Genomic DNA, 19332 nt, shown 5'->3' on the forward strand with positions numbered 1-19332 from the left:
TCCTGTTGGCCAGGGCCTCAGCGTGTGCGCTCAGCCGCCGGACGGTTCCTTGACCTCTGCGTGGTCGACGTCGCCCTCGACCAGGTCCTCGGCCGCGCGCACGAGGAGCGGATCGACAGGGGCATCGCCGAGCCGGATGTGGGCGAGCAGCTCGCGGCGCATCCGCGGCTCCCAGAACTTGCGGATGTGCGTGGCGATCTCCGCGGCGGCCTTCTCGGGCGGGAGGGCCTCGAAGTTGCGCACCAGGTCGTGCCCGAGCCGGGCGACGGGCGGGAGGTCACCGCTCACCGGCGGTGCCTCGCCATCGCCCCGACCGGCATCGACGCCGACGACCCGACATCCTGATCGGCCTCGACCGATGCCTCACGCCGCGACGCCTCGGTGACCACCTGGACCTGCACCGCCGTCACCTTGTACTCGGGGCAGTTCGTGGCCCAGTCGGAGTTCTCGGTCGTCACCACGTTGGCGCCCGTGACGGGGTGGTGGAACGTCGTGTAGACGACGCCGGCGGGCATCCGGTCCGACACCAGCGCCGTGAGCCGCGTCGTGCCCACCCGCGACGACAGCTCGACCACGTCACCGGACGAGACGCCGCGCATCTCGGCGTCCGACGGGTGGATCTCGAGGACGTCCTCGGGATGCCAGGTCGAGTTCGGCGTCCGCCGCGTCTGCGCCCCCACGTTGTACTGCGACAGGATGCGCCCCGTCGTGAGCACCAGCGGGTAGCGGCGGTTGGCGCGCTCGGTGGTCGGCACGTAGACGGTGGGCGTCAGCTGCCCCAGCCCGCGCACGAACGACCCCACGTGCATCGTCGGCGTCCCGTGCGGCGCGGCGTCGTTGACCGGCCACTGCATCGAGCCCTCCGCGTCGAGCCGCGCGAACGACACCCCGGCGAAGGTCGGTGTGGTGGCGGCGATCTCGTCCATGATCTGCGACGGCGCCTCGTACGACATCGGGTAGCCCATGGCCGTCGCGATCTCGCACGCCACCTGCCACTCGTCCTTGCCGACGCGCGACGGCATCACCGGGCGCACCCGGTTGATGCGGCGCTCGGCGTTGGTGAAGGTGCCGTCCTTCTCGAGGAACGAGCTGCCCGGCAGGAACACGTGCGCGAACCGGGCGGTCTCGTTGAGGAACAGGTCCTGCACCACCACGAGCTCCATGGCGCGCAGCGCGGCCTCGACGTGATGGGTGTCGGGGTCGCTCTGCGCGATGTCCTCGCCCTGCACGTACAGCCCCATGAACGAGCCGCCGATCGCGGAGTCGAACATGTTCGGGATGCGCAGCCCCGGCTCGGGCTGGATGGTGACGCCCCACAGCGACTCGTAGATCGCGCGCACCTCCGGCCGCGACACGTGCCGGTACCCCGGCAGCTCGTGCGGGAACGAGCCCATGTCGCACGACCCCTGCACGTTGTTCTGCCCGCGCATCGGGTTCACCCCCACGCCTTCGCGCCCGAGGTTGCCGGTGAGCAGCGCCAGGTTCGCCATCCCCATGACCATCGTCGAGCCCTGGCTGTGCTCGGTGACCCCGAGCCCGTAGTAGATCGCCGAGTTCGGGCCCCCCGCGTACAGCCGGGCCGCCGCACGCAGGTCGGCCGCCGGGATGCCGGTCTCGGCCTCGGTGGCCTCGGGCGAGTGCTCGGGCCGCGCGATGAACTCGAGGTAGCCCTCGGCGCCCTCGGTGCGCGACGCCACGAAGGCCGCGTCGTGCAGCCCCTCGGTGACGATGACGTGCGCCATCGCGTTGACGAGCGCGACGTTGGTGCCCGGCCGCACCGGCAGGTGGTAGGTGGCCTCCACGTGCGGGCCGCGCACCAGGTCGATGCGCCGCGGGTCGGCCACGATGACCTTCGCGCCCTCGCGGATGCGGCGCTTCATCCGCGACGCGAACACCGGGTGCGCGTCCGTGGGGTTGGCGCCGATGACGAGCATGACGTCGCACTGCTCGACCGAGGCGAAGTCCTGGGTGCCGGCCGAGGTGCCGAAGGCGTGGTTCAGCCCGTACCCGGTGGGGGAGTGGCAGACCCGCGCGCAGGTGTCGACGTTGTTGTTGCCGAACGCCGCCCGCACCATCTTCTGGACGACGTACACCTCCTCGTTGGTGCAGCGCGAGGAGGAGATGCCGCCGATCGCCCCCACGCCGTGCCGCTCCTGCACCGCCCGGAACCCCGACGCGACGCGCTCGATGGCCTCGTCCCACGACACGACGCGCCACGGGTCGTCGATCGAGTCGCGGACCATGGGCTCCATCTGCCGGTCGGTGTGCGCGGCGTACCCATAGGCGAAGCGGCCCTTGACGCACGAGTGGCCCTCGTTGGCGCCGCCGTCCTTCCACGGCGTCATCCGCACGACCCGGGTGTCGTCGCCCGAGCCCTGCACCTCGGCCTTGAACGAGCAGCCGACCCCGCAGTACGCGCAGGTGGTGACGACCGAACGGGTCGGCATCCCGAGCGAGACCACCGACTTCTCGGTGAGCGCGTCGGTGGGGCAGGCCTGCACGCAGGCGCCGCACGAGACGCACTCGCTGTTCAGGAAGTCGGTGCCCCCGGCGCTGACCCGCGAGTCGAACCCGCGGCCCTCGACGGTGAGTGCGAACGTGCCCTGCGTCTCGGAGCACGCCCGCACGCAGCGTGAGCACACGATGCACGCGGCCGGGTCGTAGTCGAAGTAGGGGTTGGAGTGGTCTGTGGTGTCGGCCAGGTGGTTCGCGCCGTCGAAGCCGTAGCGCACCTCGGCCAGGCCGGTGTCGCGCGCCAGCCGCTGCATCTCGCAGTTGCCGCGGGCGCAGCCGTCGCAGTCGGTGGGGTGGTCGCTGAGGTAGAGCTCCATGACGCCGCGCCGCAGGCCGCGCACCTGCTCGGTGGTGGTGCTGACGACCATCCCGTCGGTGCACGGCGTGGTGCACGAGGCCGGCGTGCCCTTACCCCCCTCGACCTCGACGAGGCACAACCGGCACGACCCGAACGCCGCGAGGGAGTCGGTGGCGCACAGCTTGGGGATGGCGATGCCCGCCTCGGCCGCGGCCCGCAGCACCGACGTGCCGGCCGGGACGGTGACCTCGCGCCCGTCGATGGTCACCGTGGCGGGGGCGCCGGACGCGACGCGCGGCGTGCCGTAGTCGGTCTCCGCGAGGGTGGGGTTCTCGTCGATCGCCGTCATGGCCGGGCTCCTCCGTCGGTGCTCGTGGCTGACATCGGGATGTCGCGGGCGACGGCGCTCGCCGTGGCCGGGGCGCCGAAGTCCTCGGGCCAGTGCTCGAGCGCGCTGCGCACCGGCATCGGCGTCAGGCCACCCATCGCGCACAGCGAGCCCTTGGTCATCGTCGTGCAGAGGTCGTCGAGCAGCACGAGGTTGGCCTCGCGGTGCGTCCCGGCCCGGATGCGGTCGATGACCTCGACCCCGCGCGTGGAGCCCACCCGGCAGGGCGTGCACTTGCCGCACGACTCCTTGGCGCAGAACTCCATCGCGAACCTGGCCATGGCGCCGGCGTCCATCGACTCGTCGAACACGACGACGCCGCCGTGCCCGACCATCGCGTTCGCAGCGGCGAAGGCCTCGTAGTCCATCGGCAGGTCGAACTGCGCCGGCGGGAGGTAGGCACCCAGCGGGCCGCCCACCTGGACCGCCTTGACCGGGCGCCCGGACGCCGTGCCGCCGCCGAAGTCGTCGACGAGCTCACGCAGGCTGATGCCGAAGTCGGCCTCGACGATGCCGCCCCGGGCCACGTTGCCCCCGAGCTGGAAGACCTGGGTGCCCCGCGAGCGCCCGGTGCCGAGCGCGGCGTAGGCCTCGCCGCCGTCGGCCAGCACCGTCGGCACCGCGGCGAGGGTGAGCACGTTGTTGACCAGGGTCGGCCGCCCGAACAGCCCCTGGAGGGCGGGGATGGGCGGCTTCGCCCGCACCTCGCCGCGCCTGCCCTCGAGCGAGTCGAGCATCGAGGTCTCCTCGCCGCAGATGTAGGCACCCGCGCCGACCCGCACCTCGAGGTCGAACCGGTGGCCGCTGCCGAGCACCGACGCCCCGAGCACCCCGTGGGCGTAGGCGATGTCGACGGCCCGGCGCAGGGTGCGGATCGCGTGCGGGTACTCGCTGCGCAGGTAGACGAAACCCTCGGTGGCACCGACCGCGACGGCGGCGATCGTCATCCCTTCGATGAGCGTGAACGGGTCGCCCTCGATGAGCATCCGGTCGGCGAAGGTGCCGCTGTCGCCCTCGTCGGCGTTGCAGCAGACGAACTTCACGTCGGCCTCGGCGGTGCGCACGGTCTCCCACTTCACGCCCGCCGGGAAGCCGGCGCCGCCACGGCCGCGCAGCCCCGAGTCGGTGACCTCGCGCACCACATCGGTGGGGGCCAGGGCCAGCGCCCGCTCGAGCCCGGCCAGGCCGCCGTGCTCGCGGTAGGCCCCGAGGTCGGTGGGCTCGATGACCCCGACCCGGGCGAACGAGACGCGGTGCTGGCGCGCCAGCCACGGGTGCTCGTCGACGACACCGACGTCCTGCCCGGTGTCGTGCAGCTCGCCGGACAGGAGGGCGCCGACCTGCTCGGGGGTGACGTTCGCGAAGCCGATGCGCCCGGTCGGTGTCTCGACCTCGACCAGCGGCTCGAGCCAGAGCATCCCGCGGGAGCCGTTGCGGCGCACCGTGGCTCCGGCCGCGGTCAGCGCGTGGGCAACGTCGTCGGCCCCCACCGACACGGCAGCGGCGTCGCAGGGGACCCACACGGTGGCAGTCATCGGTCCCACTCCGCGGTGAGGGTGTCGAGCCGTTCGGGGGTGAGCCGGGCGTGCAGCGCGCCGTCGAGGGTGCCGGCGGGCCCGAGAGCGCAGTTGCCGAGGCAGAAGACCTCGCCCAGCTCGATCTCGGTGGAGCCCGCCCAGCGGTCGGTGGCGGCGGCGTAGGTGGCGTCGGCGCCGCGGGCCTGGCACGCCTCGGCCCGGCACAGGGCGACGCGGTGCGCGGCCGGGGGAGTGCGGCGGAAGTCGTGGTAGAAGCTGACGACCCCCAGGACGTCGGCCCGGCTGAGGTTCAGGACCTCGGCGATCACCGGGATGTCGTCGTCGTGCACGTAGCCGTGCGCGGCCACCACCGCGTGCAGGATCGGCAGCAGCGGGCCCCGCATCCGAGCGAGCTCCTCGGCGATGCCGCGGACCGACGCGGCGCGCGCGCGATCGGCCGGTCCGGGGGCGGGAGCAGCGCTGGGGCCTCGCTGGGGCACGTCGTCCACCTCTCTGTGGCTGTGACCTGCATCCGAGCCTACGGCGGGGACGTCGCTGGGGACAGCCCCCGGCCGGTTCCGCACCCCCAGCACAGCGGGGGTGCGGAACCGGTCCGCGGTCGGTGGGTCAGAAGGACGACCGGGGGACGCCCATCCCGGGGTCGATCTGCGCCGGCCCGGAGCTCGACGGCCGGATGTCGATGTCGAAGATGGACGTGGGGAGGTACACCGTCGAGCACGAGTTCGGGATGTCGACCACGCCCGAGAGCCGGCCCTCGATGGGGGCGGCGCCGAGGATCATGTAAGCCTGCTCCGGCGACCAGCCGAACTTCGTGAGGTAGTCGATCGCGTGGAGGCAAGCCCGCTGGTACGACAGGTGCGAGTCGAGGTACCTCTGCTCGCCGTCGAGGGTCACCGAGGTGCCCGAGAACGCGAGCCACTCGCTGAACTGCGGGTCGGTCGTGCCGGGCATGAAGATGGCGTTCTCCGAGACGCCGTAGGTCTCCATCCCACCCTTGATGATGTCGACGCGCAGGTCGATGAACCCGCCCATCTCGATGGCGCCGCAGAAGGTGATCTCGCCGTCGCCCTGCGAGAAGTGCAGGTCGCCCATCGAGAGGTTCGCGCCCTCCACGAAGACCGGGTAGAAGACCCGGGACCCCTTCGTGAAGTTCTTGATGTCCTGGTTGCCGCCGTTCTCGCGGGGCGGGGCGGTCCGGGCCGCCTCGGCCGCCACCCTCGCGTACTCCGACTGCGGCAGCGTCCCGAGGATCGCCGAGTCCGGCTCCGGCGGCAGCGCCAGCGGCGGGACCCGGTTCGGGTCGGTGGCGATGAGCGCCGCCTCGCGGGTGTTCCAGCGGGCGAGCAGCTCGGCCGAGGGAGCGGTGCCCATGAGGCCGGGGTGGACGATGCCGACGAAGGAGACGCCGGGGACGTGGCGGGAGGTGGCCACCCCTCCGGTGAAGTCCCAGATCACCTTGTAGGCGTCGGGGAACTGGTCGGTGAGGAAGCCGCCGCCGTGCTCCTTGGCGAAGATGCCCGTGTACCCCCAGCCCTGGCCGGCGAGGGGGCCGCTGTCCTCCTGCGGGATCGGACCCACGTCGAGGATGTCGACGACGAGGAGGTCGCCGGGCTGGGCGCCCTCGACGGCGACCGGGCCGGAGAGGACGTGCACCGTGTTGAGCGGAGCGTTGAGGATGTCGTCGGCGGAGTCGTCGTTGACGATGGCGCCGTCGAACCACTCCCGGCAGTCCATCCGGAAGGTGTCGCCCGGCTTGACGTGCACGTTGGCCGGTACCTCGGGGTGCCAGCGGTTGTGGCCCAGGTACTTCTGGTCGGTGAACTTCTTGGTCGAGTCGAGCGGGAAGATGAGCTCTGGCATGGCGGATTCTCCTCTGGTGACTGGGCGGCTGGTGCCGCCGGACGAAGGGTCAGGCGGTGGCGGGAGCCGTCGCCGGGGACAGGGAGCCGAGGCGGGATCTGGCGAGGAGGAACCCCCCTACGTTGAGGACGAGGACGATGACCGCCCAGACGGCGTTCGGGAGGGCGTCCCACCACCCGGTGAGGAAGAGGAACGCCGGGACCGCGGCGGTGAACCACCCCTCGACCGCGGCGACCGCACCGGTCCACGCGGTGAGGCCCACGCGGTCGCGTCCGAGCAGCTGGAAGAACAGCCACCAGAGGTAGGCCCACAGCAGCCAGATCACGCCGAACGCGTAGTCCTGGTAGGCGATCACGTTGACGACGGCGTAGCCGACGGCCGCGACGGCGACGAAGAGGGAGAAGAAGCCCAGTCCGGTCGCCTCGAACCCCCAGATGGTGTTCATCGCGACGTACAGGTACGTGAAGCCGAACAGGTAGAGCCCGGAGGCCCCGAAGATGATGTCGGTGTCTCCACCCGCGGTGAAGATCAGGTACGTGGGGGTGATGACCTGGAGCAGCCCGACGAAGATGTTCAGGGGGACGGCGCCATTACCCCGGACCCAACCGAGGAGCGCGCATCCGTTGATGAACAGGATCGCGCCGACGTACAGAAGTCCTACGTTTGCCATGGTTCTCCTTGCCGAGATCGAGGCTGGGCCGGCCGACACAGTCAGGGCGCGGGCAACTTCGCCGTCCGGGGGTCGGCCGAGGGCCTCCTGGTGGGGGGCCGGTGCCGGCCGGGCAGCGCGGTGACCACCGCCGGCTCACTGGCGCTGGCCTCGGTGGCGGCGATGATCCGGCGGGAGCGGGAGTCGCCGGTCAGCACCTGCGGGAGGCTGAACAGCCGTCTCGCGGGGTCGTCGCACTCGGGGCAGGTGAGCGACGCAGGAGCCCGCCCGACGGGCAGCCGCGCCGTGATCACGCCGTCGCGCGGACAGAGGAACTCGTACGTGGCCATGGCTACCTCCGAGACACGATCCCAAACGGGATATTCCCAAATGGGAATATCCGGAGCGTAGAGGGAGTCGGAGAATCTGTCCAGAGCCTGCGGGTGGGTCAGTCGGGCAGGGGTGACCCGAGGTCCCGCGGCTCGATCGCGCGGATCACGTCCTGTGCCCGGCGGAGCCTTCGCACTCCCTCGGCCGAGAGCCTCAGGGTGACGCGTCGACGGTCCTCGGGGGCAGGCGTCCGGAACACGGCGCCGAGATCTACAAGCCCGTCCACGACGCGGGTGGCCGAGCTCGCCGGGATGACCAGCGCCTCGATGACCTCCGCCATGGAGGCGCCGGGCGCCGCGCGAATCGTCATGAGCACGCGCCAGCCGTCTACCGTAAGATCGAGCGGGCGCAAGGCACTCTCGAGCTGCGACTGCGCCTCGGCGGCCACGCGCAGAACCGAGAGCAGGTGCTCTTCACGGTTCGACACGGTGTGGGAAGGACGCGGACTCACATGCCCAGTATGGCAATGCCTGCTCCCGACGGGGGTCGACCCCGCCCGAGTGCTTCGGACTACCGCGTCGCCCTCGTCCTGCCGCGGTCCGGCCCGGCCGGCATCTTCGGGCTCGAGTGCCTCGCCGCGGCGGAGCTCGCCGCCGCCGAGATCGACGCCGCCGGAGGCGTCGCCGGCCGCTCGGTGCGGTACGTCCACGTGGATGCCGGTGGCGATCCCGACGTCGTCGCGGGCCACATCGGTGCCCTCCTGGCCGCCGACGAGATCGACGCGATCACCGGCTGGCACCTCTCGAACCTGCGGCAGTCCATCGCCCGGGTCGTGCAGGGCCGCGCGCCGTACGTCTACGCGGCGGCCTACGAAGGTGGTGAGAGCAGCGACGGCGTGCTGTGCAGCGGAGAGGTCCCGGGGGACCAGATCCTGGCCTCGTTGAGCTGGTTGCGCACGGAGCTCGGCCTGCGTCGGTGGTACCTGGTCGGCAACGACTACGTGTGGCCGCGCGAGACGGCGGCGCGCACCCTCGAGGGGCTGAGGGGCCTCGACATCGGGGTGCTCAGGTGCCGGTTCGTGCCGCTGGGCACCGAGAGCCCCACCGTGTGGGGCTCCGTCCTGGACGAGATCGTGCACACCGGGGCCGAAGGCGTCATCACCCTCCTCGTCGGCTCCGATGCCGTGCGGTTCAACCGGGCCTTCGCCGAGGCCGACCTGGCGGACAGCATCGTCCGGTTCAGCCCCTTCATCGACGAGACCGTCGTCCTCGCCACCGGGGCGCAGGCCACCAAGAACCTCTTCGTGTCGGCCGGCTGGTTCTCGTCGCTGGGCACGGCGTCGGCGGTGGAGTTCGCCCGGAAGTTCAGGGGCGCCTGGGACCTCGTCTGCGGAGCCGAGCCGCTGGGTACCTCGGTGGCGCCGTCTCCGGGCACCATGGCCGAGACGACCTACTCGGGGATGCACCTGCTGGCCGGCATCGCGGGGCGGAGCATCCCCACGGTCCACGACGCCCGGCGCGCCTTCTCGTCGTGGGCCTGGGACTCGCCCCACGGCACGGTCGAGCTCCGGGCGGGGGAGGCTCGGCATCCGGTGCACCTCGCCGTCGCCGACGGCGTCGACCTGGACGTCGTCGCCCGGGTGAGCACCGGGAGCCGGTAGCGGGGGCACCCGGGGCCGGCGCGCTCAGCCGACCGGGATGGGCGGCCCCACCACCTCGAGGCCGTAGCGCGGCCCGACCTCGTTCCAGCGGGCGATCTCGTCGGGCATCGACAGCCCCTCGCCCTCGCCCGGCACCCGCATCGCGGTCGCCGGCACGCCGACCTCGTCGTAGAGGTCGAGCAGCCCGCCCGGCGCCGTGATGGCCAGGATGCGCGCGGGGGAGTCGCCCCTGATGCGGAACGCGTGTGGGACGCCCAGCGGCAGGTGGATGAACGAGCCCGCCGCCAGCTCGTGCGTCGTGTTGTCGGCGCGGTAGTCGAGCCGGCCCTCGAGCACGAAGAACGCCTCGGCCTCGCGGGTGTGCCGGTGCAGGGGCGTGGCCACTCCCGGTGGCTGCGTGACGAGCGAGACCCCGTAGGCGTCGCCGGTGGCCGATGCGCCGACGAGGTGCTCGAACAGTGATCCCATGGCCCAGGTGCCCGGGCCCTCCCCGGCGTGGTGGACGACGACGTGACCGGCCATGACGACCCTCTCGAGAAATTGGTCCGAAGATAGTTCGGACGAATGTTGCTACGGTAGGACCCGTGTCCCGACCGGTCAAGACCCGCCTCTACCGCTCACCCGCCCGGGCCGAGCGGGCGGCCGCCACCCGCAGCGCGATCCTTGACGCGGCGGCCGCGCTCTTCGCCGGCTCGGGCTTCGCGGGCACCACCGTGGCTGCCGTCGCTCGCACCGCCGGGGTCTCGGTCGACACCGTCTACGCCAGCGTGGGGCGCAAGCCCGAGCTGCTCCTGGCCGTGCACGACCGCGCCCTGGCCGGCGGCCGCGACGGCACGGCATCGCGCGACCGCGACTACGTGGCCTGGATCCGGGCCGCCGCATCCACCGCCGAGAAGCTCGAGCTCTACGCCGAGGCGCTGGCCGACCGCCTGCCGCACTCGGTGCCGCTGGCCGAAGCGCTGCGCGACGCGGCCTCCCACGACCCCGCGTGCCGCGCCGTGTGGGAGGGGCTCGAGGGCCGGCGCCGGGCCGGGATGCTCGCGATGGCCGCCGACCTGCGGGCCGGGGGAGGGCTGCGCGGCGACCTCGACGACGAGGAGGTCGCGCAGCGGCTCTGGATGACCAACGCGCCGGAGTACTACCGGCTCGCCACGGCGGGCGGCCGCGGCCCGCAGGACTACGCGGCGCACCTGCGCGACGTGTGGGCGCGCACCCTGCTGGCGTGACGGCGGCCGGGCGTGCGCGGTCGCGGCATCCCGCCCCGTGTCAGACCTGGACGGGGTAGACGGTCTCGGGCACGTCCGGGTGGATGCGGTCCTCGACGAAGATCCCGTGCCACAGCAGGAACACCAGCACGGTCCAGATCTTGCGCGAGTGGTCGTGCGGGCCGGCGCGGTGCGCGTCGATCATCCGCAGCACGGCGTCCTTGTCGATGAGCGCGTCGGCCTGCGACTCGTTGACGATCGAGCGCGCCCAGTCGTACATCTCGTCCTTGAGCCAGTGCCGGATGGGGACGGGGAAGCCGAGCTTGGGCCGGTTCAGCACGTGCGCGGGGACGATGAGCTCCATCGCGCGACGCAGCGCGAACTTGGTCGTCCCCTGGGTCAGCTTCTCGTCGACCGCGAGCCCGGCGGCGGCCTCGAACACCACGGTGTCGAGGAACGGCACGCGCAGCTCGAGGCTGTTGGCCATGGTCATCTTGTCGGCCTTGACCAGGATGTCGCCGCGCAGCCAGGTGAACAGGTCGATGTACTGCATCCGGGTCGAGCCGTCGAGGTGCGTGGTGGCCGCGTAGTGCTCCGCGGTGACGTCGGCGTGCCCGACCGCGGGGTCGAACGAGCGCAGGAAGCCCATCTCCTCGGGGCGGAAGATGCGGGCGTTGCCGTAGTAGCGCTGCTCGAGGGTCTTGGAGCCGCGGCGCAGCAGGTCCTTGCCGCGCACGCCTTCGGGGATGACGGTGGCGGCTTTCCCGAGGCCTCGGCGCAGCGGCCCGGGCACCTTGTCGAACGGCGCCAGCGAGATCGCCTCGTGGTAGATCGTGTAGCCGCCGAACAGCTCGTCGGCGCCCTCGCCCGAGAGCACGACCTTGACGTGCTTGCGGGCCTCGCGCGCGATGAAGTACAGCGGCACCAAGGCGGGGTCGGCCACCGGGTCGTCGAGGTACCAGACGATGAGCGGCAGGATGTCCATCATCTCCTGCGGCGTGACGACCTTGGTGATGTGCTCGACCCCGATGGCGCGCGCCGACTCTGCGGCCACGTCGATCTCGGAGTAGCCCTCGCGCTCGAACCCGGTGGTGAAGGTGAGCAGGTCGGGGTTGTGCCGCTTGGCCAGGGCCGCGATGGCCGTGGAGTCGATGCCCCCCGAGAGGAAGGCCCCCACCGTGACGTCGGCGCGCATGTGCTTGGCGACGGAGTCCTCGAGGGCCTCGGCGATGCGCCGGTAGAGGGCCTCGGGGTCGCTGGAGCGCTGCGGGCGGAAGTCGGGGCGGAAGTAGCGGTCGTAGGCCGGCGCGGCGCCCGGCCGCAGGGTGAACGAGGTGCCCGACTGCACCCGCTCGATGCCCGCGGTGAGGGTGGCGGGCTCCGGGACGTACTGCAGCTCGAGGTAGTGCTGGAGGGCGCGCGTGTCGACGGCGCGGCGCTCCGGCGCGAGGTCCATCAGGCTCTTCTTCTCGGACGCGAAGAAGGTGCCCCGCTCGTCGGTGAGGGTGAAGAGCGGCTTGATGCCGAAGGGGTCGCGGCCACCGAAGGCCACCTTCTCGTGGCTGTCCCAGATGACGAAGGCGAACATCCCCCGCAGCTCGCCGATGATGCTCGGGCCGAGGTGGTGGTAGCCCGCCACGATGGTCTCGGTGTCGCCGTCGGTGTGGAACCGCGCGCCGAACTCGCTGGTCAGGCGCTCGCGCAGCTCGACGTAGTTGTAGATCTCGCCGTTGAAGACGATGTGGTAGCGCTCGTCGGCGTAGGCCAGCGGCTGGTGGGAGTTCTCGATGTCGATGATCGACAGGCGCCGGAAGCCCAGCACGACGTCGTCGTCGGACCACACGCCGTCGTCGTCGGGGCCGCGGTGGCGCATGTCGTGCAGCGCCGGCCCGAACGCCGGCGCGAGTGCCCCGGCGTCGCCGTGGGCGGAGATGAACCCGAGGAGTCCGCACATGGGTCCTACCTTGGTGCATCCGGCCGCCCCAGGTCACATCGGGACCCGGGACACGCGTGGCGTCACCCCGGCGACGACCACGACCCGGCACGTGTCGAGCTGTGGCGGTCTCGGGCGGCGGCGGACGACCACGACCCGGCACGTGCGGGAGTCGGCGGATGGGGCTGGCGAGCGGGCTGACCCCTGGCCGGCTGCGCGGCCCCGGGTACCGGCAGCCGTTCCGCGGCGTGTACGTCGCTGCGTCCCTGCCCGTCGATGCCCGGGTCCGAGCGCAGGCGGCCCTGCTCATCGCACCGTCCGACTCCGCGGTCTCGCGCCACACGGCCGCCACGCTGTGGGGTCGTGCGCCGCCCCCCGACTGGCACACCCATGTCACGACCTTCCGGCCTCCCGCCGCCGCGCTCGCGGCGACCCGACCCTCCGCGAACGCGGGACGACGCCCGTGGGCCGCCCGCCCGCGGGAGTGGGGACCGGATGGACGTGGAGCAGATCGACGCTCGCGTGTCGAGCGACCGCTCGGGGGTGGTCGAGCACCGCGGTGTACGGCTGACGGCGCCGGTCCGCACCTTCCTCGACCTCGCGGAGGACCTGGACCTCGTCGAGCTCGTCGTCGTGGGGGACAGTCTGGTCAAGGCCGGCGTCGTGACGACGGATGCGCTGCGCACCGGCGCTGCCACGCCCGGTCGGCACCGGCGACTCGCTCGACGGGCTGCCGCCCTCGTCCGCGCCGGTGTCGACTCACCGCCGGAATCGCGGACGCGGATGCTGTGCGTGCTGGCCGGGCTGCCGGAGCCGGAGGTGAACCTCCGGTTCGCGGATGCCGAGGGTCGCGTCATCCGGCGTGCGGACCTCGGGTACCGCGCAGCGAAGGTGAGCGTCGAGTACGACGGGCGCCAGCATGCCGAGAGCGCCGAGCAGTGGGCGGAGGACATCCGGCGGCGCGAGCAGTTCGACGGATGGGGCTGGCGGATGGTGGTCGTCACCTCCGCGGGGCTCAACCAGGAGCCGGAGGCCACCTGGCGCGGATCGTCGAGGTGCTGCGTTCCCGCGGGGAGGACGTCGGCGTCCGGTCCGGCGAGTGGCGCCGGTACTTCGCCCGCGCCACCGGCGCACCGCCTGAACGCGAGCCCGGCACGTGCCGGGTTGTGGTGGCCGGGGGGCGCGGGGGGCGCAACCACCCGGCACGTGCGGGAGGATGGACGCCGTCGAGCACCAGCGCGCCACCCGTGTCCGATTAGGAGCCCGGTATCGCCGCTGGTAATCTCGAGAACTGCCGTGAGATCGGCCGCGGACCCACAGAGCCCCGGTGAACCAGCCCGGGAGCGCCGCGCAGCAGAATCCAGGAACAGGAGAGTCGTCGCCCCATGCCACTGAGCACCGACGTCAAGAAGCAGATCATCGACGAGTACGGCACCGCCGAGGGCGACACCGGCTCCCCCGAGGTGCAGGTCGCGCTGCTGACCCAGCGCATCAAGGACCTCACCGAGCACAGCCGCCAGCACAAGCACGACCACCACAGCCGGCGTGGCCTGCTGCTGCTGGTCGGCCGCCGCCGCCGGCTCCTGCGTTACCTCGAGAGCATCGATGTGGAGCGCTACCGCTCGCTCATCAAGCGCCTCGGCCTGCGTCGTTGAGACTTCCGAGAGGGCGGTCCTCACATCCGTGTGAGGGCCGCCTTCTCGCATGAGCGGGCCTGGCCCGCTCGGAAGAACCCACAACTGAAGAGCGAGAACAGTACGACCGGCCCCCGACCGGGGTGCCGCGAACGACACGCCCACGCACAACGACGATGCGTGCGGTCGCAGAGAATCACTAGAAAAGGAGGGCCCATGGAGGGTCCCGAGATCACCGCCACCGAAGCCGTCATCGACAACGGCAGCTTCGGCACCCGCACCGTCCGGTTCGAGACCGGTCGCCTGGCCAAGCAGGCCGGGGGCGCCGTCAGCGCCTACCTGGACGAGGACACGATGCTCCTCTCCACCGCCACCGCCGGGAAGCACCCGCGCGAGGGGTTCGACTTCTTCCCCCTGACCGTCGACGTCGAGGAGCGGATGTACGCCGCGGGCAAGATCCCCGGCTCGTTCTTCCGCCGCGAGGGCCGCCCGTCCACCGACGCGATCCTCACCTGCCGTCTCATCGACCGCCCGCTGCGCCCGACCTTCACCAAGGGCCTGCGCAACGAGGTTCAGGTCGTCATCACGGTCCTGGCGCTCAACCCCGACCACCAGTACGACGTCCTCGCGATCAACGCCGCGAGCGCGTCCACCCAGATCTCCGGTCTGCCGTTCTCCGGCCCGATCGGCGCCGTCCGGGTCAGCCTCATCGACGGCCAGTGGGTCGCCTTCCCGAACTTCAGCGACATCGAGCGCTCGACGTTCGACATGGTCGTGGCCGGCCGCGTGGCCGGTGACGACGTCGCCATCATGATGGTCGAGGCCGAGGCCACCGACGCGACCTGGGACCTGGTCAAGACCCTGGGCAAGCAGGCTCCCACCGAGGAGGTCGTCGCGCAGGGCCTCGAGGCCGCCAAGGGCTTCATCAAGACCCTCTGCGACGCCCAGGCCGAGCTCGCCGCCACCGCGGCCAAGCCCGTCCAGGAGTTCCCGGTCTTCCTCGACTACGAGGACGACGTGTTCGCCGCGGTCGAGAACGCCACCACCAGCGACCTGTCCGGCGCCCTCCAGATCGCCGGCAAGCAGGAGCGCGAGGAGCGCATCGACGAGATCAAGGACTCGATGAAGTCCTCGCTCGCCGCGCAGTTCGAGGGCCGCGACAAGGAGCTCTCGGCCGCGTTCCGCTCCGTGCAGAAGAAGCTCATCCGTGAGCGCATCCTGCGCGACAAGATCCGCATCGACGGCCGTGGCCTCGCCGACATCCGCGCCCTGAGCGCCGAGGTCGAGGTCCTGCCGCGCGTGCACGGCTCGGCCATCTTCGAGCGCGGCGAGACCCAGATCATGGGCGTCACCACGCTGAACATGCTCCGGATGGAGCAGCAGCTCGACACCCTGAGCCCGGTCACCCGCAAGCGCTACATGCACAACTACAACTTCCCGCCCTACTCGACCGGTGAGACCGGCCGCGTCGGGTCGCCGAAGCGCCGCGAGATCGGCCACGGGGCGCTCGCCGAGCGTGCCCTCATGCCGGTCCTGCCCACCCGCGAGGAGTTCCCCTACGCGATCCGTCAGGTGTCCGAGGCTCTCGGCTCCAACGGCTCGACCTCGATGGGCTCGGTCTGCGCGTCCACCCTGTCGCTGCTCAACGCCGGTGTGCCGCTGCGCGCCCCGGTCGCCGGCATCGCCATGGGCCTGGTCTCGGCCGAGGTCGACGGGCAGACGCAGTACGCGGCGCTCACCGACATCCTCGGTGCCGAGGACGCGTTCGGCGACATGGACTTCAAGGTCGCGGGTACCCGCGAGTTCGTCACGGCCATCCAGCTCGACACCAAGCTCGACGGCATCCCCGCCGACGTGCTGGCCGGCGCGCTGACCCAGGCCCGCGACGCCCGCTTCCACATCCTCGACGTCATGAACGAGGCCATCGACGCGCCCGACGAGATGAGCCCCTACGCTCCTCGCGTCATCAGCGTCACGGTCCCGGTCGACAAGATCGGTGAGGTCATCGGCCCGAAGGGCAAGATGATCAACCAGATCCAGGACGACACCGGCGCCCAGATCTCGATCGAGGACGACGGCACCATCTACATCGGTGCCACCGACGGCCCGTCGGCCGAGGCGGCCCGCGCGGCCATCAACGCCATCGCCAACCCGACGATGCCGGAGATCGGCGAGCGCTTCCTCGGGACCGTCGTGAAGACGACGACCTTCGGGGCGTTCATCTCGCTGCTGCCCGGCAAGGACGGCCTGCTGCACATCTCCGAGGTGCGCAAGCTGGTCGGCGGCAAGCGGATCGACGCCGTCGAGGACGTCCTCGCGGTGGGCCAGAAGATCCAGGTCGAGCTCAAGGAGATCGACCCGCGCGGCAAGCTGAGCCTGGCGGCCGTCGTCGCCGAGGGCCAGGGCGGCGACGCTCCGGCCGAGGCTGCGGCCGACGCCCCGGCCGAGGCTCCCGTCGACAGCGCCCCGGCGGCTCCGGCCCCCGCGGCCGACGTCGACGAGGACGACGACACCGAGGTCGAGGACGGCGGCGCCGACTCCGGCGAGGAGCAGGGCGAGCGTCGCCCCCGCACCCGTCGCCGTCGCGGCGGACGCGGTCGCGGCGAGCGTTCGGAGTCCGGCGAGCGGTCCGAGGGCGGCGACGCCCCGGCCGACGTCTGACCGACGCACGGCACACCGGCGGCGCGTCATCCCTTCGGGGATGGCGCGCCGCCGTCGTGTGCGAGGGTGGTCGTGGGGGAGGGGCCGGGGAGTCCTCCCCGTCGACAGGATGCGAGGCCGATGCCAGGCTGGCCGCGGGACACACCACTCGGGGAAGGGGTTCGGCCATGGACGAGGTCGACCGGCTCTACGACACACGCGACGGGTTCGACCGCGCCGCGCAGGCGCTGGGCGCCGCCGCGGTCCCCACGGGGCGGCCCTATGAGGGCACCGACGAGAGCGGCGAGGTGCGGGTGCGGCTGACGCCCGAGGGGCACCTCGACGACGTGCGGGTGGGGATGGGCTGGCGCTCGCGGCTGGGGGCCGACGCGCTGCCGGCGGCCGTGCAGGACGCGATCGCCCGAGCCTCGGCCGGCCGCCTCGAGGACTGGGGGCACGGCCTCGACACCGCACTCAGCGGGCCTCCGGCGCCGCTGCGGCCGGCCCCGGCGCTGTACGACACCCTGGCCGGTCAGCTCGAGGACCGGGTCCGCTCGGCCCGCACCCCGGCCGAGATCCGGGCCGTCGAGGCCGCGCTGGTCGAGGTGATGGACGAGCTCCTGCGCAGCGTCGACGAGGCCACGGCCGAGGTCGACGCCGTCCTGACCGAGACCGTCCGGGGCGAGAGCGGGCGCGACCGCCACGTCGTGGTCGAGCTGACCGCCACCGGCGAGGTCACCACCCTCACCTACGACGACGCCTGGCTCCAGCGGGCGCACGCCGCCAACATCGGCCGCGAGACGATGCTGGCCGTCACCGCCGCTCGGCGCGCGCTCACCGGGCGCACCGTGGCCGACGCGGTGGCGGGCAGCCGCCTGAACCGGCTCCAGACCATGCTCAACGACCCGGACGCCGTCGCCGCGCGGCTCGGGCTCTGACCGGGAGGCGCCATGACACTGCAAGCGGACCTCGACGCCCTGCGCGACGACGCCACGCTCTGGGACGGGGTGAGTGACGCGCTCGGCACGGCCCGGGCGGAGTGCGCCGGCCTGACCCTCAGCGCCCACGAGCTCACCGGCGTCGCCGACCGCAACGGTCTCGTCGCGCTCTACGAGCAGGTGAGATCGACGGTCGCGACACTCTTCGACGAGGGCTCGACCAGCACCGGCGACGTCGCCGCCGCCCTGCTCGACGTCCGCCACCAGTACCAGACCGACGACGAGGCGGCCCGGCGGCGGCTCGCCGGCGCGTGGGACCCGAAGTAGAGGAGCGCGACATGGACCCCGTCATCGAGAAGGCCCGCGAGCTCATCCAGCAGCTCCAGGAGAAGATCCAGAGCCTGGAGGACAAGCTCAACTGGGTGCTGTCGAAGATCCCCTGGGGGCTGGGCTGGATCGCCGACAGGATCCACGACGGCTGGAACCACCTCACCGGCAGGCTCGACGAGTTCTGGGCCTGGGTCGACGAGAACCTCAACAACCCGGGGAGCCCGGGCGCCTTGAGCGAGACCGCCCAGGCCTGGAACAACCGGGTCGGCGGGCCGGTCAGCTCGCAGTCGGGGCTCGTCGACGCCGGCCGGCTGATGGCCGACGACCGGTGGAGCGGCACCGCGGCCGACGCCTACCGGCAGGCCGTCACCCCGCAGAAGGCCGCCATGGACAAGATCAAGTCGAGCTTCTGCGAGGGGGTCTTCCAGGCGCTCGACAAGATGCAGACCTCGATCATCATCTTCTGGACGGCCTTCGCGGCCGGCGTCGCCGCCTGCATCGTCGGCTTCATCGGCGCCATCGCCTCGACCGCCTCGATCTTCGGCGCCCCGGCCGGGCCGTTCATCGCCGCCGGTGCCGTCCTGGTCCTGGTGGCCGCGCTCGGCGGCGCGATGCTCAAGCTGACCGCCGACATCAACAGCTCCAAGGGCATCCTGTCGGGCAAGCTCAACGACCTCAGCGCCTTCCCCGGCGGCGGCTGGCCGAAGGCCACGGGCCTGTGACCCCCGGCGCCACCGGCCGGGCCCGCGCCCGGGTCGTCGGCACCCTGCTGGCCCTCGTGACCACGGCCGGCGTGGGGGTGGTCTGCGTCGCCCTGAGCGACACCGGCTGGCACGCGGTCGCGGTGGGGCTGCTCGTGGTCGCCGGGGTCGTGGCCGACGTGGTCCTGGTCTCGGGGCACCTGCGGTTCGCCCGCGGAGACCTGGCGCGGGCCGCCCTGCTGCTGCGCCCCGGCGTCCGGGTCGCCGCGGGGGTGGCCCTGGCGCTGGCCGTCGTGGGTCTGCTGGCCCTCCTGCTGGTGGGGGGCGACGCGATGGCGGTGTGGCTCACGACCTGGCTCACGGCGCTGGTCGCGGTGGGGCCTCCCTGGCTCGGGGCCCAGGGCCTGCGCGAGCTGCGGGAGGGGACCGCCGACGCGGCTCCGCCGGCCCGCTGACGAGCGACACGACGGAGGGCCCGCACCGTCGGGTGCGGGCCCTCGCGTGGTCGCGCCGGGGTCAGGCGGCGGAGTGGCGACGCAGGATGCTGGGTGCGCTCCAGCGCATCTCCATCCGCGTCCGGCCGTCGTCGGTGCGCACGGGGACCCAGCGAGCGCTGAGGCCGGTCGGCGTCGTGGTGCTGGTGGCCTTCTTCATGTCGGCCCCCTCTCGTTGGTCGTTCGTTCACCTGCTGTTCATCTACTCTACCGCGCAGTG

At 72.2% G+C, this 19332-nt stretch carries 19 protein-coding genes; 8 read left to right on the forward strand and 11 right to left on the reverse strand.

The features are described 5' to 3' along the window. Window positions 1–30 precede the first annotated feature (30 nt). The 8 genes from ATL31_RS14695 to ATL31_RS14730 form a co-directional block, all read right to left on the reverse strand. Complete coding sequence (locus tag ATL31_RS14695) at window positions 31–288, reverse strand: formate dehydrogenase subunit delta (protein WP_101396546.1); 258 nt, start codon at window positions 286–288, stop codon at window positions 31–33. Then, the gene (fdhF, locus tag ATL31_RS14700) at window positions 285–3161 is read right to left on the reverse strand and encodes a formate dehydrogenase subunit alpha (RefSeq protein ID WP_101396548.1); all 2877 of its coding nucleotides are present in this window, start codon (window positions 3159–3161) and stop codon (window positions 285–287) included. The genes ATL31_RS14695 and fdhF overlap by 4 nt, the downstream gene beginning before the upstream one ends. Next, entirely contained in the window at window positions 3158–4735 is a 1578-nt protein-coding gene (locus ATL31_RS14705) for an NADH-ubiquinone oxidoreductase-F iron-sulfur binding region domain-containing protein (RefSeq protein WP_101396550.1), read from the reverse strand. The genes fdhF and ATL31_RS14705 overlap by 4 nt, the downstream gene beginning before the upstream one ends. After that, entirely contained in the window at window positions 4732–5217 is a 486-nt protein-coding gene (locus ATL31_RS14710; RefSeq protein ID WP_245862518.1) for an NAD(P)H-dependent oxidoreductase subunit E, read from the reverse strand. Before ATL31_RS14710 ends, ATL31_RS14705 begins: the two co-directional genes overlap by 4 nt. Before the next feature lie 127 nt (window positions 5218–5344). After that, window positions 5345–6598: a formamidase gene (gene fmdA, locus ATL31_RS14715; RefSeq protein WP_101396552.1), complete on the reverse strand. Its 1254-nt coding sequence runs from the start codon at window positions 6596–6598 to the stop codon at window positions 5345–5347. Window positions 6599–6647: 49 nt separating this feature from the next. Beyond that, complete coding sequence (locus ATL31_RS14720) at window positions 6648–7268, reverse strand: AmiS/UreI family transporter (RefSeq protein WP_101396554.1); 621 nt, start codon at window positions 7266–7268, stop codon at window positions 6648–6650. Window positions 7269–7309: 41 nt separating this feature from the next. Next, complete coding sequence (locus ATL31_RS14725; protein WP_101396556.1) at window positions 7310–7597, reverse strand: FmdB family zinc ribbon protein; 288 nt, start codon at window positions 7595–7597, stop codon at window positions 7310–7312. A gap of 98 nt (window positions 7598–7695) precedes the next feature. After that, window positions 7696–8088, reverse strand: coding sequence for a MarR family winged helix-turn-helix transcriptional regulator (locus tag ATL31_RS14730; RefSeq protein ID WP_245862521.1), 393 nt, complete (start codon window positions 8086–8088; stop codon window positions 7696–7698). Between the two features lie 15 nt (window positions 8089–8103). Between ATL31_RS14730 and ATL31_RS14735 the strand changes: the two genes are divergently transcribed. Beyond that, window positions 8104–9237, forward strand: a complete 1134-nt coding sequence (locus ATL31_RS14735; protein ID WP_101396558.1) for a substrate-binding domain-containing protein — start codon at window positions 8104–8106, stop codon at window positions 9235–9237. Window positions 9238–9261: 24 nt separating this feature from the next. Here the strand turns inward: ATL31_RS14735 and ATL31_RS14740 are convergent, their stop codons facing one another. Then, window positions 9262–9759 carry a cupin domain-containing protein gene (locus tag ATL31_RS14740; protein ID WP_101396560.1) on the reverse strand — a complete coding sequence of 166 codons (498 nt, stop codon included), beginning with the start codon at window positions 9757–9759 and terminating at the stop codon, window positions 9262–9264. 62 nt (window positions 9760–9821) lie between these two features. Here ATL31_RS14740 and ATL31_RS14745 point away from each other — a divergent pair, with 62 nt between their 5' ends. Then, complete coding sequence (locus tag ATL31_RS14745; protein WP_101396562.1) at window positions 9822–10463, forward strand: TetR/AcrR family transcriptional regulator; 642 nt, start codon at window positions 9822–9824, stop codon at window positions 10461–10463. A 40-nt stretch (window positions 10464–10503) separates the two neighbouring features. Here the strand turns inward: ATL31_RS14745 and asnB are convergent, their stop codons facing one another. Beyond that, on the reverse strand, window positions 10504–12396 hold the full coding sequence (gene asnB, locus ATL31_RS14750; RefSeq protein ID WP_101396565.1) for an asparagine synthase (glutamine-hydrolyzing): 1893 nt from the start codon (window positions 12394–12396) through the stop codon (window positions 10504–10506). Between the two features lie 1364 nt (window positions 12397–13760). Here asnB and rpsO point away from each other — a divergent pair. The 6 genes from rpsO to ATL31_RS14785 all read left to right on the forward strand — a co-directional run bounded on the left by rpsO (window position 13761) and on the right by ATL31_RS14785 (window position 19073). Continuing rightward, a complete protein-coding gene (gene rpsO, locus ATL31_RS14760) occupies window positions 13761–14030 on the forward strand; it encodes a 30S ribosomal protein S15 (RefSeq protein ID WP_055811608.1) in 270 nt (89 codons plus the stop codon). A 195-nt stretch (window positions 14031–14225) separates the two neighbouring features. Further along, entirely contained in the window at window positions 14226–16670 is a 2445-nt protein-coding gene (locus tag ATL31_RS14765; protein ID WP_101396569.1) for a polyribonucleotide nucleotidyltransferase, read from the forward strand. Between the two features lie 167 nt (window positions 16671–16837). After that, entirely contained in the window at window positions 16838–17587 is a 750-nt protein-coding gene (locus ATL31_RS14770) for a hypothetical protein (protein ID WP_101396571.1), read from the forward strand. Window positions 17588–17599: 12 nt separating this feature from the next. Continuing rightward, window positions 17600–17914, forward strand: coding sequence for a hypothetical protein (locus ATL31_RS14775; RefSeq protein ID WP_101396573.1), 315 nt, complete (start codon window positions 17600–17602; stop codon window positions 17912–17914). An 11-nt stretch (window positions 17915–17925) separates the two neighbouring features. Further along, window positions 17926–18639, forward strand: a complete 714-nt coding sequence (locus ATL31_RS14780; protein ID WP_101396575.1) for a hypothetical protein — start codon at window positions 17926–17928, stop codon at window positions 18637–18639. Continuing rightward, window positions 18636–19073, forward strand: a complete 438-nt coding sequence (locus ATL31_RS14785) for a hypothetical protein (RefSeq protein WP_101396577.1) — start codon at window positions 18636–18638, stop codon at window positions 19071–19073. The genes ATL31_RS14780 and ATL31_RS14785 overlap by 4 nt, the downstream gene beginning before the upstream one ends. A 61-nt stretch (window positions 19074–19134) precedes the next feature. Here the strand turns inward: ATL31_RS14785 and ATL31_RS16580 are convergent, their stop codons facing one another. Then, window positions 19135–19272: a hypothetical protein gene (locus ATL31_RS16580; protein ID WP_170062509.1), complete on the reverse strand. Its 138-nt coding sequence runs from the start codon at window positions 19270–19272 to the stop codon at window positions 19135–19137. Window positions 19273–19332: the final 60 nt, after the last annotated feature.

The organism is Phycicoccus duodecadis, from assembly GCF_002846495.1.
In the GTDB taxonomy this organism is placed as follows: domain Bacteria; phylum Actinomycetota; class Actinomycetes; order Actinomycetales; family Dermatophilaceae; genus Phycicoccus; species Phycicoccus duodecadis.